Below are 12,913 nucleotides of genomic sequence, written 5' to 3' on the forward strand. Positions count from 1 at the left end.
GCTTAGTTACAGATGGATCATATTCCGGAGGTAATAATCCGCACTCTTTATAAAGCGTATTAAGGACAATTTATCGTGAATACTTTCTTGCGTAACACCCTGGCCGCCGTGTTGATGACCGCGGGTCTTTCCGTTGCCGCTCAGGCCGCGACGACAACCGAAGTACCGCCGTTATCCCAGGACCCGGTGGTGCAACATCTCAAGCTGAGCAACGATCAGGTCAGCAAAATTCAGGCCCTGCGTCAGGAGCTCGAAACAAACCTCAAAAAAATCAAAATTGGTGGTTACCAGGATGGTGCGCTGGTTGATGTGATCCAATCCGGCAAATGGGATGATGCGAAAGTAAAACAGCAGTTAGCCGCTTTTGCGCAATTGGATCAGCAAACGCGTTATTACCGAGTGAAATATTACTTCGGTATTAATCAGGTACTGACGGCTGAACAGCGCGAGCAGGTAAAAAAAGATCTGCAGCAGGCACTAAACTAAACAATGTACGCATGTTGCGCCCTTTGGCGGAACATGCGTAATGACTTTCCGCAATGAAAAGACAAGGGTGTCATCATGAAGAAGTTTCTCTTTATTGCGCTGGGAATGACCGCGTTGTTTAGCCAGGCTGGGGTCGCCGGGACTAAAACGTTGGTTGATTATGGCGTCGTACAGGAAAGCCATATTATTAGCAACCCGCATCAGCGCCAGCCGCTTCGTACGCTGGCTGCGGGAACGCTGGGCGGCGTTGTCGGCCATCAATTCGGTAATGGTAAAGGGCAGACGGCGATGACCGCCGCAGGCGCCCTGGCCGGAGCTGGCGCTTCACGCTATCACCAGGATCGGCAGCAGGGCGCTCAGCAGGTTGAACTGCTAATCAAAACCAATAGTGGCCAGGTGATACAGGTGCTACAGGGTTACGACGGTCGGCTTATCTTCAACAAGGGAGATAAGGTGCGTATCCTGACGTCGGGAAATGATACCCGGGTGGATAAATCGGTGTAATACGCCAAGCGGGAGCCAATATACTCCCGGTTGGCGTGACACGTTATGCCGATTTCAGCATATCAAAGCGGATAATCCGCGAACGTCCCAGCTCTTTCGCCCGATACAGCGCGGCATCTGCAGCACGTAGCAGGCTGTCGCTTTGCGCGTGTTGCGGATAGCTGGCGATACCGATAGAGACATTCACCTGGCCTATGTCCGTCAGCCCGCAGCGTAAAGTCATATTTCTCACGTTGTTGTAGATTTCAGTCGCGCAGGCTTCCGCTCTGGCCTCATCGCTGCCGGAAAGCAGCACCAAAAACTCTTCGCCGCCATAGCGGAATGCCATGCCAATATCGCGAACCACGCGCTGGATGATCGCTGCGACGTTTTTAATCACCAGATCGCCCGCTTCATGGCCGTAATTATCGTTAACCGCCTTAAAGTGATCGATATCAATCATCAGGCAGCTCAGCGGACTGTTGTTGCGCACCGCCAGATTCATCTGCGTATGCAGCGCTTCCTCAAGATGGTGGCGGTTTCGCAACCCGGTCAGAGAATCAAACAACGCTTTTTCCAGCAGCGCGTTGCGCAGACGCTGATTGGACAGCGCCAGGCCCAGCGCTTCCGCCATGAGTTCGAGATAGGCGCGGGAAGGGGCTGTCTCACTGGTGACATTACGAAAAGAGAGCAGGCCAATGGCTTCACCCTGGGCGATCAGTGGGACGCACAATGATTGCTCGTTACATTCTTGCGGCAGATGATAGCAGGCGATGTCCGGCTCGCCGTTAACCGGCGGATGGCTCAGACCGCGGCGTACTGCCCAGCAGTTATCAGGATAAAAGACTGCGGGCTCGTCAGGTGGCGAAAGCCACTGCGCGACGCAGCGCATTTGCCAGGGATTGGTATCCAGAATATACAGTCGGCCAGGAACGTCCGGCGCGATGTTGGGCGCGAAAAGTTCAGCGACCTTCACCACATCCTCGAATGACTCACATCCCTGCAAGCGTTGAGTCATTCGCGCCAGCAGTTCACGAACCGCCCAGTCGGCATCGCGTTGTTGTTCAAGGCGCTGGCGGGCAAGGCCATTTTCGCGAAAGATGCGGATTGCCTGCGCCATATCGCCGATTTCATCGATCTGTTTGAAGTGCGGTGGTTCGACGGCATAATCCTGTGATGCCAGACGTTGTACCACATCGCTGAGTCGTACCACAGGGGTGAGTACCCGGCGTTTGAGAATAAAACCGAGAACAAATAAAAACATTAAGGCGGTCAGGCCGACCATCGCTTCCGAAAGCGTCCGCCAGAGGTGCGATTTTTCAGTAGCTTGCTGCATGGCGTTGTTCGTTCGGCCTTCCAGCAGCAGGCGGAAATGATCGATCTGCGTTTGCACCCGATCCAACTCCTGCTCATAAGGCTTGCCGTAAACCTGCAAAATCGCCTCTTTCTCTTCGCCGCGAGCGACGCGATCGATGGCGGCCTGCTGTTCATCTTGTAATTCATCGGCAATACGCAGGCCGTCGCGCAACAGCGCCAACTCCTGCTGGCTGGCGCCAATGTCTTTTAGTTTAAGCAACCGATCTTCAATTGATTTGAGAGTTTGGATCTGCTGACGATACTGTTGCAGGGTCTCTGGTTGTTTTTCGATGACGTACAGTCGCGTGAGGTCCGAAAGCTCCCACGCGTCGCTTTCTATCTCATCGGCAAGACGAACGAACGCATCCCGTTGTTGTACTGCCTGGCGTTCAGCGCGATCGGCGCCGGAAGCCATTAGCATCGCCATACCGGATGCAATGGTCAGGCCTACGGTGATCCCGTAGGCCCAGTTAGTCATGGTGGCGATTCTCACCGAATATTTCCTTGCAGGCAGATGAATGAGACATTCGTCTTTTTATTATAGAACCCCGCAGCCAACCGGAAGATTCAGAGGCGCGGTATGCGGGTGACGAGGTGGTGTAACTCCTCGGCATGCTGGCGCAAAACAAGATACACATCGTTATCCAGAGCGCCATTTATAACATCAGTTTCGATAAGATGTAACGCCTCTTGATACGGCATACCGAGCCGATAAGGGCGATCCTCTACGAGCGCGGTAAAGATATCCGCAACGGCGATAATTCTGTCTGGAAGGTGCAAATAACGATGATTCAAATGAAGTGGATAGCCGCTGCCATCGAGTTTTTCATGGTGATTAGCGGCCCAATCGATGATTTCCGCCAGATCGGTGAAATCTCGTAATATTTCACCGGTCATATAGCTGTGTTCGCGAATCAATTCGGCTTCGTCATCGCTAAGTTCAGCCTGTTTTTCGAGGATCGCCAGTGGAATATATATTTTGCCGATATCATGCAAATAGCCGGCAATTTCAATTTTACGGCACACCAGCGGCGGTAAATTCATATAGACGGCGAGGGCATAAGAAATTTCGCCAACCATGATGCTGTGGCTGGCGGTGAAACTACTGTAGGTATCGACAATTTTCGCGATCAGCAAACAAATATCTTTCAGACCATCGATGTCAATATATACGTCGTTAATCGGCCCCACAATTTCCAGCAACCGCTGAATATGCTCTGCTTGCATATGGCGCCAGAAGGTAGGGTGTTGCGCTAGTTCACGCAGAGTATCGCAAAGTGGTGGATCGATATCGCGATAGTCATCGACAAAGCGGGCGACGAGCGCCTTTTGTTGGTCTGGAGCAACGACGCCTTGCGTAGGAAGGAGACGCTCAAAGCAGTCCGCAAAATAGACGATATGCTGCTCCAGAGTGCCTTTGCGGGTTGGATCAAAGTGGTGATCGCCAATAATAGGGCGAATAAGGGTAAAAGTGTCCAGGCCGGCAAGCATCTGTACGCCGCGGATTTGGTGTGGGTCATAAAGGTTATCTATCGCATTCAGTGAGTCAATGCGCCGCTTATCACCCAGTACGCCGATATCATGCAGCAGCGCGGCCAGAAAGATGGTTTTTTGCTGGAGTGCTGGAAGCTCCAACGCCAGCGATAATTTGTAGCTTATCAGCGCCGTGCGCAGTAAATGCAGATCCAACCTTGGGTTGATGGCGTTAATGACGCGCGTGACCAGCATTAAAGCCGACTTTAAGGCAATACGCATTTTTCTCTCCGTCCATGTAAACCGCTGTTGCCGTTAATCCTGTGGCATCCGAAAGCATGCTCAAATGCCTCCCGGACGCTGCATGAGTGAAGAGATGTATATCTGAGGCTTCATCCACGCTCCGTAAACAATTCATTTTAGCTCACATAGTCGCTTTCATTCTGCTAATCACTTGATGAATCCTTTCACAGTTTGATTCATATCTAGTTGCGATGAGGAGTGATTGCTTTTACATCACCTTTCAGGAGGCGATAGGCGCGGACTGACAAACCCAAATCAGCGATAATGTGTTGTCAGTCTCAATTTTGCGAGATGGCATCGGCAATGCGGTTTAATTGCCAGGAGTGCAGCAAAGAGTAACAACCAGGGAATAGTTGAGAGTCCTGCGAACGCGACTATTAGTTAATTGCAATGTTATACTTTTGTCAGTATTTATCAGTAAGCATAAATAATCCTGTTCTTATTTATATTTATTAATAGCTAACATTTTTAATCGGCTAGCACGGTCGCAAATATTATTATCCACAGTGATTGTTTGCGCTGACTATATTTGATGTATGTATGTTTTTGCCCGTGCGCGTTCAGGGCCTAATGTGCCGGAAGGCGGCGTCAACAGCGGCCTGCGTGATGTCATGCCTGTAAAATCGCCAGATAGCAGTTTAAGTCCATTCCTATATCAGAAAAAATCATTAGCGCGAAAATGATTATCAGCGTGAATATGAATGAACGGACTTCATTTTCGCTTTACAATTTGTAACATCTGTGAATCTATTATGTATTTTGGCATTAAGTGTAATTTTTTCTTGCTGCCGTGAATTTACCAGGATTACTATTGTCTGACTTGCTGTATCGCCTAATGACGGATGAAGGGACTCGTTTTTTCCTTAAGCGTTACCCTATATTTTAATGTTTACAGGAAAAACCATGTCTTGCGCCTTTAAAAAACATCTATTGCTTCCCCGCTATTGGGTGACCTGGTTTGGCCTGGCCATTCTTTGGTTAATCGTCCAACTCCCTTATCCCGTGTTACATACGCTCGGTACTAGCGCAGGGCGGTTATCACGTCGTTTTCTGAAACGTCGGGAACACATTGCCCGGCGTAACATTGAGCTGTGCTTTCCGGAGATGTCATGCGCTGCCCGCGAAAAGCTGCTGGAAGAGAACTTTATGTCTCTCGGCATGGGGCTTATCGAAACGGGTATGGCGTGGTTCTGGAGCGATGAACGCGTTAAAAAATGGTTTGACGTCGAAGGCATCGCCAATCTGAACAACGCGCTCAGCGCCGATAAAGGCGTGATGGTTGTTGGCATTCACTTTATGTCACTGGAGCTGGGTGGCCGCGCAATGGGCTTGTGTCGTCCGATGATGGCGACGTATCGCCCGCACAATAGCCCGCTTATGGAGTGGGTGCAGACTCGCGCTCGTCTGCGCTCGAATAAAGCGATGATCGACCGTCGTAATCTCTCCGGTCTGGTACATGCGCTGAAATCCGGTGAGGCGGTGTGGTTTGCGCCGGATCAGGATTACGGCCCGAAGGGCAGCGTATTTGCGCCGTTCTTCTCGGTTCCACAGGCGGCGACGACTAATGGTACCTGGGTGCTGTCGCGCCTCTCCGGTTCAAAAATGCTGAGTATCAGTATGGTGCGCAAGCTGGATCGTAAAGGCTACAGCCTGCATATCAGTGAAGTCATGAATGATTATCCCGGCGAAGATAAACAGATTGCCGCCAGTTATATCAACAAGGTCATTGAACGCGAAATTCTGCGTGCGCCGGAGCAGTACCTGTGGGTGCATCGCCGGTTCAAAACCCGCCCGCTTGGCGAAACTTCGGTATATTAGTACCACAGTTGCGCTCCACGCTTTCAAAATGACCGCAGTTGCGTTAACGTGAGCCGGATCATACTTTTTGTTGAAAGCGAAGGAGTGCAGCGTGTTCGCTGAGTTTGGTGTTTTGAATTATCTGACCTACCTGGTCGGGGCTATTTTTATCATTCTCGTACCAGGTCCCAATACTTTTTTTGTACTGAAAACCGGTATCGCGCACGGCGTTAAGAAAGGATACCTTGCCGCCGCTGGCGTATTTATCGGCGATGCGGTTCTGATGTTCCTGGCTTTTGCTGGCGTTGCGACGCTTATCAAAACGACCCCGGTGCTGTTTAATATTGTGCGCTATCTCGGCGCGATTTATCTGCTTTGGTTGGGCGCCAAAATGCTCTACTCGGTATTTAAACAGCGCGAGGGGCATGATGCCGCCGATGCTGAGCCGGGGAGCGCGATCCTCAAACGCTCGTTAACCCTGAGCCTGACCAACCCAAAAGCGATCCTTTTTTATGTCTCTTTTTTCGTCCAGTTCATTGACGTTAATGCGACATCGCCGGGCGTCGCGTTCTTTATCCTGGCGCTAACGCTGGAGATCATTAGTTTTATCTACATGAGCTTCCTTATCCTGTCTGGTTCGTTTGTGACGCGCTATGTGAAAACCAAAAAGAAACTGGCGAAATTGGGCAACAGCTTGATCGGTCTGGTCTTTGTCGGCTTTGCCGCACGCCTGGCGACGCTGCAGTCCTGATCCCGGAAACTATCTGCCAGCGATAATCGCTGTGTTGTAACAAAAACCCTTCAATTTTTATTGCATTGGTGTTACATATACAGCCGATTATCGCTCACAGAGAAGGGAACCCGGATGATTCTGCAAAAAATCCTCAGTAATAAAAACGGCAAGAAGTTTCTGTTGTCGATGGCGACGGTATTTGCTATTGCGCTTGCCGTCGTGGGCCGCGCAACGTTCGGTGGCGTGGTGAGCGAGTACAACATGCCGTACTCGGAGTGGACAACTTCAATGTTCTTCCTGCAAGGCGCGATGGTGATGGTTTACAGTACCGTGTTCACCGTGTTATTTGCTATCCCGCTGGGCTTTCTGTTTTTAGGTTCTGATCGTCAGGACTAAATGTAACAAGGCGAACTCTTGTTCGCCTTGTTGAAAGATCCTATCTATCACCAGCCACGGTCATGATGATGGTGGTGGTGTCGATGATGATAACCATCATCTACGATACATCCCGATAACAGCGTGCACAGCGCAATAATCAACGGTAACACCATCGGTTTTTTCATTACTCACTTCTCCAGTTAATGCCCGCTTTAGCAAATAAATACAGCGAAGCGGCTGATGAAGTGAGTGTATCGTCTTAACTTATTGAGTAGATAAGACAACTCTGCAATGTCGGGCGGAGGGGAAAAATGAGATTACCACCAGCCCAATTCGGTACCGGCAACCACCACGATGGCGACGATAATCATAATAATGGTCGTCTTTTTCATGATGCCCCCCCTGGCGCCGCATAGCCGCCAACAAAAAACCAGCCCAGAAAGACCACGGCAACGATGAAAATCACCACCGGAAAAAGAATACCCAATTTCATGCTCAGTTCCTGTCTATTAACGTTATGTTATCTATCATACTGGAAAGTTATGCTTTCTGGTCAATATCGAACCGGGTCAGCATGCGGCGTGCGTTTTTGTCGCGGTACATAGCCTCATCCGCCGCGCGTAGCGCCTGCTCAACATCCATATTTCGCGGATCGACTTCGATCACACCAAAGCTGGCGCCAGGATATTCTATACCGTGTCCGGCCAAGCGGTAACGTCCGGTAAGCTGCTGGCGTAACTGGGCAATAAACGCCTCCTGCGCGGATGATTCAAGCGCCGGGCCGATGATTAAAAACTCATCGCCGCCGAGGCGGCCAACGGTATCTTCGTCACGCACGCTGGCACTTAATCGTTCGCCTATCTGGATGAGAAAACTGTCGCCGCAGGGGTGGCCCAGTTTATCGTTAATCGCTTTAAAATCATCGAGGTCGATGAAGATAAGCAGAAGTCGGCGTTGTTGGGCGCCAGCAGTGATAAACAGCGTCTTAAGATGTTTAAACAATGCGCGACGATTAGCTAAACCTGTCAACTCATCGGTATAGGAGTGCATCTCCAGCGCCGCATTCGCGCTGCGCAGTTGCTGAACCAGCGTCTCTTTCTCCACGTAATGAGAGATCAGGCTGGCGAACAGGATCATGACCTGCTCGCCTTCCAGGTTAAAGGGCTGCTTGACGCGGCTGGTGGCGCACAACGTGCCATATAAGGAACCATCGGCAAGATGGACCGGGATACTGAAGAACGTAGCGATACCGAGCTCCTGCGCGGCAATACAGGAGCGCCAACGTTGGCCAACGTCGTTGCAAAATATACAGTTATCATCGATCGCGCGTTTGCAAAGCGACTCGTCCCAGGGAACGGAGAACCCTTCGGGGATCTGCATTTCGCTACTGTTGTGGGCATACATGACGAGCTGGCGCTGGGCTTCGAAGTCAATGCGGGTGAGATAAGTTGACTCCATACGGGTCACCAGCTCCAGCATTTCCAGCAATTGTCGCACCAACGTTTCGAGCGTTCGTTCGGTAGCAAGCGTCTGTGAGACGCGGGCAAGAATGAAGTCTGACATGAATGAAACGGCCCCCGGACGTTAGCGCAGTACTGCGAGCTGGCGCAGCGAACAGCTAATAACAAACATATTTATAACGAATGTATCACATTTAGCAGGGGGATATCTGCTATCGCGACGGTAAAAAAAAGCCCCATCGGGGGCGATGGGGCAAAACTCATTGATTATGGAATGATCTGTTCTCTGGTCAATTCGAGAACGAGCGCTACTCTAAAGGGCAAAAGTGTAGTTAAAATGGAGAAACCGTGGAGATTCAGGGCGAAAGGTCGCTTTGAATAAAACAGGAGCAATTATGAAGTGGATAGTAATGATGTTGCCGCTGGCGTTAGCGGGCTGCGCTCAGTCACAACAGCCTGATGCGCCGCCGCCGCCAAACTCGATCGGGATGGCCAATCCGGCCGCCGTCTATTGCGACCAGAAGGGCGGTAAGCAGGTTCCGGTCCAGACACCTCAGGGCGTGCGCACCGACTGTAAACTTCCCAGTGGCGAAACGCTCGATGAATGGGAACTGTGGCGGCGCGATCATCCGGCGAAAAAATAATTCGCCGCCGCTAGATTAAGCTCTTTAGCCACTCCGCCAGCACCAGCGCATGGTTTTGTTGCGTATCTTTTGCCGCATAGAGCAGGGTTAATGGTTGCTGGTTGGCCAATTTGGCGAGCCGTAGCCCTTCATCGCGATGGTTTTCCAGTTCTTTGTGGTACTGCTGGCGGAAGTGAGGGAAGTCAATCGCTTCTCCATGCAGAGCCTTGCGTAAATCGCTGGAAGGCGTCAGGGTTTTACACCACTCGTCATAATGCAAATCCTCTTTTTTTATCCCCCGTGGCCACAGGCGATCGACCAGCACGCGGTAACCGTCGCTGGCCTCTGTAGGGTCATAAACGCGTTTACATTGAATCATCATTATTCTCCCGTCGTTATGTCAATCTGGCGGCAAGCCCTTGCAGCGCACCGATAAATAACCATTGTGTTCCGCGAATGATAACGCTAATCTGAGGTTCCTTGTGTTGCCCGATAATCCACAGACATAAGGATCCTGCTATGAATACCCCTTTGCGCATTGCCCTTGTTGGCGATTACAACCCTGACGTGATTGCCCATAAGGCGATTCCGCTGGCTATTGATGACGCTGCCGCGGTTCTGGAACAACCGGTGAGTTATGACTGGATAGCCACCAGCGAGATTACCAGCGCAGACCGGCTCACCGATTATGACGCTATCTGGGTGGTTCCCGCCAGCCCGTATAAAAACGCCGAAGGCGCATTTATCGCCATTCGTTACGCCCGTGAAAATGGTATTCCGTTCCTCGGCACCTGCGGCGGTTTCCAGCACGCGATTATCGAATACGCCCGTAATGTAATGGGATGGCAGGATGCGGCGCACGCCGAAACCGATAGCGAAGGGCGAATGGTCATTGCGCCGTTAAGCTGTTCGCTGGTGGAGAAATCAGACGCTATCGAGCTGCGCGCGAACACGCTGATTGCTCGCGCTTATGGCCGGGACAGCATTGAAGAGGGATATCATTGTAACTACGGCATTGCCGAAAGCTTTGCCCATGAGCTGGAGCAGGGCGCGCTGCGGGTGACCGGTTGGGATGAGAACGGCGAGATCCGCGCCGTGGAGTTAACCACCCATCCGTTCTTCGTCGCCACGTTGTTCCAGCACGAGCGCAACGCGCTGGAAGGGCGTCCGGCGCCGCTGGTACAGGCTTTCCTGCACGCAGCCCGACAATAAAAAATCGGCAGCCCCGGCTGCCGACCCTTGTTATTAATGAATTTCCCGCGCCCTGCCGGCAAGGGCGCCAAACAGCGCCATGATCACTGCGATGAGTGCGACGATAATTAACGGTATATGCCAATCGCCGTAAGCATCATGGATTTTACCGATGAGCGGCGGCCCGCAGGCGGCCAGCAGATAACCGATAGTCTGCGCCATGCCGGAGAGCGCCGCGGCCTGATGCGCTGAGCTGGCGCGCAGGCCAATAAACGTCAGGCCAAGGATCATGGTAGCGCCGGATCCGAAACCAAAAATCAATGTCCAGATCACCGCCTGACCGGGCAGTAACCACAGACCGAGCGTGCTGAACACGCACATTAAGGCTACCAGAACGGCGATGCCACGCTGATCTTTCAGGCGATGGAGTACAAGCGGGATGGCCAGGCCAGGCGCAGCGGTCGCCAGCTGCAACAGACCATGCAGAGAGCCAGCCTGCGCTTCGCTGTAGCCCATACTCTGCAGGATTGCGGGCAGCCAACCGACGATCACGTAATAGACCAGTGAATTAATGCCGAGGAACAGCGTTACCTGCCAGGCCAGCGCCGAACGCCAGATCCCCCGATTGTGCGCGGCGCCCGAACCGGTCATCGGCGTGGAAGCCTGGCGGCGGGCCTGCGGCAGCCAGAGAAAGAGCGCAAATAGGGGGAAAATCATCAGCAGCAGCAGCGCGCCGCGCCAGCCAAAACCCACTAGCGCCAGCGGCACCACCATTGCGGAACCTGCCGCCGCCGCCGCGCCCATGGTAATGGAGTAGGCGCCGGTCATACGGGCGACATGGCCGGAAAAATCACGCTTAATTAACCCAGGCAGCAGCACGTTACCCAGCGCGATTCCGCAGCCAATGAGCGCTGTACCGAGATATAGCCAGGCTGTTGAGGGGAGGGAACGTAATCCGATCCCGAGGCAAATAATCACCATCGCCAGCAGCAGGCTACGCTCAATGCCGAAACGGCGGGCGACGCCGGCCGCCAGCGGAGAGACCAGTCCGAAGGCCAGCAAAGGTAGTGTAGTGAGCAGCCCGGTTTGCGCCGTCGTCAGTTGGTATTCAGCGCGTATCGCATCCAGCAGTGGGGCGATACCGGTGAAAGTTACCCGTAGCGTGGCGGCGATAAATAAAATGCCGACAATCAGCAGCAGCTTGCTGCCGTCGGCAGAGGAAGAAACAGGACTCATAACGTTCTCAGACTAATAAACAGGGTCGTAACAATAGCCTGTTTAACCGCTGTTTGAATCAAGCTAAAATGACAGATTATCGCTAATATCGGACAATTTGATGATTGGACTGGGTTTAGACGGCTATGAACCAGACAGCGGCCATGAAGCGGCGCTGGCGTTTCGCATCCAGGTGGTGGACGACGAGCAGTTTATTCCGCGCCATCAGCACCGCAAAGGTCAACTGATCCTCGCGCTGCACGGCGCTTTAACCTGCGAAGTGGATAACGCTATGTGGATGGTGCCGCCGCTGTATGCGGTGTGGGTACCGGGTCAGCTTCCACACAGCAATCGTGCAACGCCAGGGGCGCAGGTGTGCTTTTTGTTCATCGAACCGGGGGCGGCGCCGATGCCTGAGCATTGCTGCACGTTAAAAATCTCACCCCTGGTGCGAGAGTTGATTATGACCCTTGCCGAACGCGGCAGGGAGGCGCTTGACGCGCCGCCTACGCAGCGCCTGGTGCAGGTATTATTTGATGAGCTACCGCAACAACCGCAGGGGCACCTGCAGTTGCCGGTTTCAGGACATCCGAAGATCCGCCGGATGGCCGACACCATGGCCCGCGATCCGGCGCACTGGCAGACGCTGTCGCAGTGGGCGGCGGCGTTCGCCATGAGCGAACGCAACCTGGCGCGGCTGGTGGTGCGGGAGACCGGGCTTAGCTTTCGCCGCTGGCGGCATCAGCTGCAGTTGATTCTGGCGCTGCAGATGCTGGTGCGCGGACAGACGGTACAGCAAACCGCCCAGACGCTCGGTTATGATTCAACAACCGCCTTTATCACCATGTTTAAAAAAGGATTAGGGCAAACGCCTGGCCGCTACCACGCCAGTTTATCTAAGCCTTTCCGATAAAAAGTGAAATAATGCCGGCGGCGATAAGCGGCCCGACCGGGACGCCGCGAAACAGCGCCACGCCCAACACGGTACCCACCAGCAGCCCGGCGACCAGTTGAGGCTGCGAACCCATGAGAGCGACTCCGCGTCCGCCAAGCCACGAGACGAACACGCCCACGGCAATCGCCAGCAGTGATTTCCAGTTCACAAAAGAGTGGATAAGCGTCGAGGGCGGTAACGTTCCGCTGGCGATGGGAGCCATCACGCCGATGGTCAGAATGATGATACCAATGGTCAGCCCCTGCTTTTCAATCCAGGGGAAGAAAACATTAAGCGGCGTCACCCGCACGATGATGAGCACCAGTATTGAGATAGCGACAGTGGTGTTATGGCTGATGAAGCCGAGCGCCGCCAGCCCCAGCAAAATAAACAGGGTTGTATCGAACATGCCAGAGATCCTTGCCAAAATAAAAAAAGAAAACCTGCTTACTCTACGCATAATCGCGTGAATAAACAGGCT

Annotated in this window: 17 protein-coding genes; 8 read left to right on the forward strand and 9 right to left on the reverse strand. The window is 52.8% G+C overall.

Annotated elements, in window-relative coordinates; all coding sequences use genetic code 11:
* Positions 1–75: 75 nt before the first annotated feature.
* Both ABLV66_RS10060 and ABLV66_RS10065 read left to right on the forward strand, forming a co-directional pair.
* Positions 76–486 (forward strand): Spy/CpxP family protein refolding chaperone, encoded by a 411-nt coding sequence (locus ABLV66_RS10060; protein WP_348876456.1) that lies wholly within the window; start codon positions 76–78, stop codon positions 484–486.
* Positions 487–561: 75 nt separating this feature from the next.
* The gene (locus tag ABLV66_RS10065) at positions 562–990 is read left to right on the forward strand and encodes a glycine zipper 2TM domain-containing protein (RefSeq protein ID WP_047045152.1); all 429 of its coding nucleotides are present in this window, start codon (positions 562–564) and stop codon (positions 988–990) included.
* A gap of 43 nt (positions 991–1,033) precedes the next feature.
* Here ABLV66_RS10065 and ABLV66_RS10070 read toward each other — a convergent pair whose 3' ends face one another.
* Positions 1,034–2,818, reverse strand: a complete 1,785-nt coding sequence (locus tag ABLV66_RS10070) for a diguanylate cyclase (protein WP_348876455.1) — start codon at positions 2,816–2,818, stop codon at positions 1,034–1,036.
* A 74-nt stretch (positions 2,819–2,892) separates the two neighbouring features.
* On the reverse strand, positions 2,893–4,080 hold the full coding sequence (locus ABLV66_RS10075; RefSeq protein WP_047045147.1) for an HD-GYP domain-containing protein: 1,188 nt from the start codon (positions 4,078–4,080) through the stop codon (positions 2,893–2,895).
* A gap of 924 nt (positions 4,081–5,004) precedes the next feature.
* Between ABLV66_RS10075 and lpxP the strand changes: the two genes are divergently transcribed.
* The 3 genes from lpxP (at position 5,005) to ABLV66_RS10090 (ending at position 7,027) form a co-directional block, all read left to right on the forward strand.
* Positions 5,005–5,919, forward strand: coding sequence for a kdo(2)-lipid IV(A) palmitoleoyltransferase (gene lpxP, locus ABLV66_RS10080; protein ID WP_047045144.1), 915 nt, complete (start codon positions 5,005–5,007; stop codon positions 5,917–5,919).
* 91 nt (positions 5,920–6,010) lie between these two features.
* Complete coding sequence (gene leuE / locus ABLV66_RS10085) at positions 6,011–6,649, forward strand: leucine efflux protein LeuE (protein WP_047045141.1); 639 nt, start codon at positions 6,011–6,013, stop codon at positions 6,647–6,649.
* A 114-nt stretch (positions 6,650–6,763) separates the two neighbouring features.
* Positions 6,764–7,027, forward strand: a complete 264-nt coding sequence (locus tag ABLV66_RS10090; protein WP_015366132.1) for a DUF2534 family protein — start codon at positions 6,764–6,766, stop codon at positions 7,025–7,027.
* A 47-nt stretch (positions 7,028–7,074) separates the two neighbouring features.
* Here the strand turns inward: ABLV66_RS10090 and ABLV66_RS10095 are convergent, their stop codons facing one another.
* From ABLV66_RS10095 to ABLV66_RS10110, 4 genes are all read right to left on the reverse strand, one after another.
* Positions 7,075–7,194 carry a hypothetical protein gene (locus tag ABLV66_RS10095; protein ID WP_072201265.1) on the reverse strand — a complete coding sequence of 40 codons (120 nt, stop codon included), beginning with the start codon at positions 7,192–7,194 and terminating at the stop codon, positions 7,075–7,077.
* A 132-nt stretch (positions 7,195–7,326) separates the two neighbouring features.
* Complete coding sequence (gene yoaJ / locus ABLV66_RS10100) at positions 7,327–7,401, reverse strand: protein YoaJ (protein ID WP_100279139.1); 75 nt, start codon at positions 7,399–7,401, stop codon at positions 7,327–7,329.
* Complete coding sequence (locus ABLV66_RS10105) at positions 7,398–7,502, reverse strand: YoaK family small membrane protein (protein WP_045374857.1); 105 nt, start codon at positions 7,500–7,502, stop codon at positions 7,398–7,400. The genes yoaJ and ABLV66_RS10105 overlap by 4 nt, the downstream gene beginning before the upstream one ends.
* Before the next feature lie 47 nt (positions 7,503–7,549).
* On the reverse strand, positions 7,550–8,572 hold the full coding sequence (locus ABLV66_RS10110; protein WP_063415163.1) for a sensor domain-containing diguanylate cyclase: 1,023 nt from the start codon (positions 8,570–8,572) through the stop codon (positions 7,550–7,552).
* A gap of 292 nt (positions 8,573–8,864) precedes the next feature.
* On the opposite strand from ABLV66_RS10110, the gene ABLV66_RS10115 reads away from it, so the two are divergent.
* Complete coding sequence (locus ABLV66_RS10115) at positions 8,865–9,113, forward strand: putative hemolysin (protein ID WP_045374851.1); 249 nt, start codon at positions 8,865–8,867, stop codon at positions 9,111–9,113.
* Between the two features lie 10 nt (positions 9,114–9,123).
* On the opposite strand, the gene ABLV66_RS10120 is transcribed toward ABLV66_RS10115, so the two are convergent.
* Positions 9,124–9,471, reverse strand: coding sequence for a DUF488 domain-containing protein (locus ABLV66_RS10120; RefSeq protein WP_047045364.1), 348 nt, complete (start codon positions 9,469–9,471; stop codon positions 9,124–9,126).
* A gap of 140 nt (positions 9,472–9,611) precedes the next feature.
* On the opposite strand from ABLV66_RS10120, the gene ABLV66_RS10125 reads away from it, so the two are divergent.
* Positions 9,612–10,304 carry a CTP synthase C-terminal region-related (seleno)protein gene (locus tag ABLV66_RS10125; RefSeq protein ID WP_047066927.1) on the forward strand — a complete coding sequence of 231 codons (693 nt, stop codon included), beginning with the start codon at positions 9,612–9,614 and terminating at the stop codon, positions 10,302–10,304.
* Positions 10,305–10,337: 33 nt separating this feature from the next.
* On the opposite strand, the gene ABLV66_RS10130 is transcribed toward ABLV66_RS10125, so the two are convergent.
* Entirely contained in the window at positions 10,338–11,519 is a 1,182-nt protein-coding gene (locus tag ABLV66_RS10130) for a CynX/NimT family MFS transporter (RefSeq protein WP_213797709.1), read from the reverse strand.
* A 97-nt stretch (positions 11,520–11,616) separates the two neighbouring features.
* On the opposite strand from ABLV66_RS10130, the gene ABLV66_RS10135 reads away from it, so the two are divergent.
* The gene (locus tag ABLV66_RS10135; RefSeq protein WP_348876454.1) at positions 11,617–12,411 is read left to right on the forward strand and encodes an AraC family transcriptional regulator; all 795 of its coding nucleotides are present in this window, start codon (positions 11,617–11,619) and stop codon (positions 12,409–12,411) included.
* On the opposite strand, the gene ABLV66_RS10140 is transcribed toward ABLV66_RS10135, so the two are convergent.
* A complete protein-coding gene (locus tag ABLV66_RS10140; RefSeq protein ID WP_045393296.1) occupies positions 12,395–12,841 on the reverse strand; it encodes a DUF441 domain-containing protein in 447 nt (148 codons plus the stop codon). The genes ABLV66_RS10135 and ABLV66_RS10140 overlap by 17 nt on opposite strands.
* Between the last annotated feature and the right edge of the window lie 72 nt (positions 12,842–12,913).

Source organism: Klebsiella sp. CN_Kp073 (assembly GCF_040065495.2).
Lineage (GTDB): Bacteria > Pseudomonadota > Gammaproteobacteria > Enterobacterales > Enterobacteriaceae > Klebsiella > Klebsiella aerogenes.

Excerpts from the sequence above, each read along its gene's own strand:
- ABLV66_RS10065 (WP_047045152.1), top strand. The coding sequence starts at position 562 with ATGAAGAAGTTTCTCTTTATTGCGCTGGGAATGACCGCGTTGTTTAGC.
- ABLV66_RS10075 (WP_047045147.1), bottom strand. The coding sequence starts at position 4,080 with ATGCGTATTGCCTTAAAGTCGGCTTTAATGCTGGTCACGCGCGTCATT.
- lpxP (WP_047045144.1), top strand. The coding sequence starts at position 5,005 with ATGTCTTGCGCCTTTAAAAAACATCTATTGCTTCCCCGCTATTGGGTG.
- ABLV66_RS10090 (WP_015366132.1), top strand. The coding sequence starts at position 6,764 with ATGATTCTGCAAAAAATCCTCAGTAATAAAAACGGCAAGAAGTTTCTG.
- ABLV66_RS10095 (WP_072201265.1), bottom strand. The coding sequence starts at position 7,194 with ATGAAAAAACCGATGGTGTTACCGTTGATTATTGCGCTGTGCACGCTG.
- ABLV66_RS10105 (WP_045374857.1), bottom strand. The coding sequence starts at position 7,502 with ATGAAATTGGGTATTCTTTTTCCGGTGGTGATTTTCATCGTTGCCGTG.
- ABLV66_RS10110 (WP_063415163.1), bottom strand. The coding sequence starts at position 8,572 with ATGTCAGACTTCATTCTTGCCCGCGTCTCACAGACGCTTGCTACCGAA.
- ABLV66_RS10115 (WP_045374851.1), top strand. The coding sequence starts at position 8,865 with ATGAAGTGGATAGTAATGATGTTGCCGCTGGCGTTAGCGGGCTGCGCT.
- ABLV66_RS10120 (WP_047045364.1), bottom strand. The coding sequence starts at position 9,471 with ATGATTCAATGTAAACGCGTTTATGACCCTACAGAGGCCAGCGACGGT.
- ABLV66_RS10125 (WP_047066927.1), top strand. The coding sequence starts at position 9,612 with ATGAATACCCCTTTGCGCATTGCCCTTGTTGGCGATTACAACCCTGAC.
- ABLV66_RS10130 (WP_213797709.1), bottom strand. The coding sequence starts at position 11,519 with ATGAGTCCTGTTTCTTCCTCTGCCGACGGCAGCAAGCTGCTGCTGATT.
- ABLV66_RS10140 (WP_045393296.1), bottom strand. The coding sequence starts at position 12,841 with ATGTTCGATACAACCCTGTTTATTTTGCTGGGGCTGGCGGCGCTCGGC.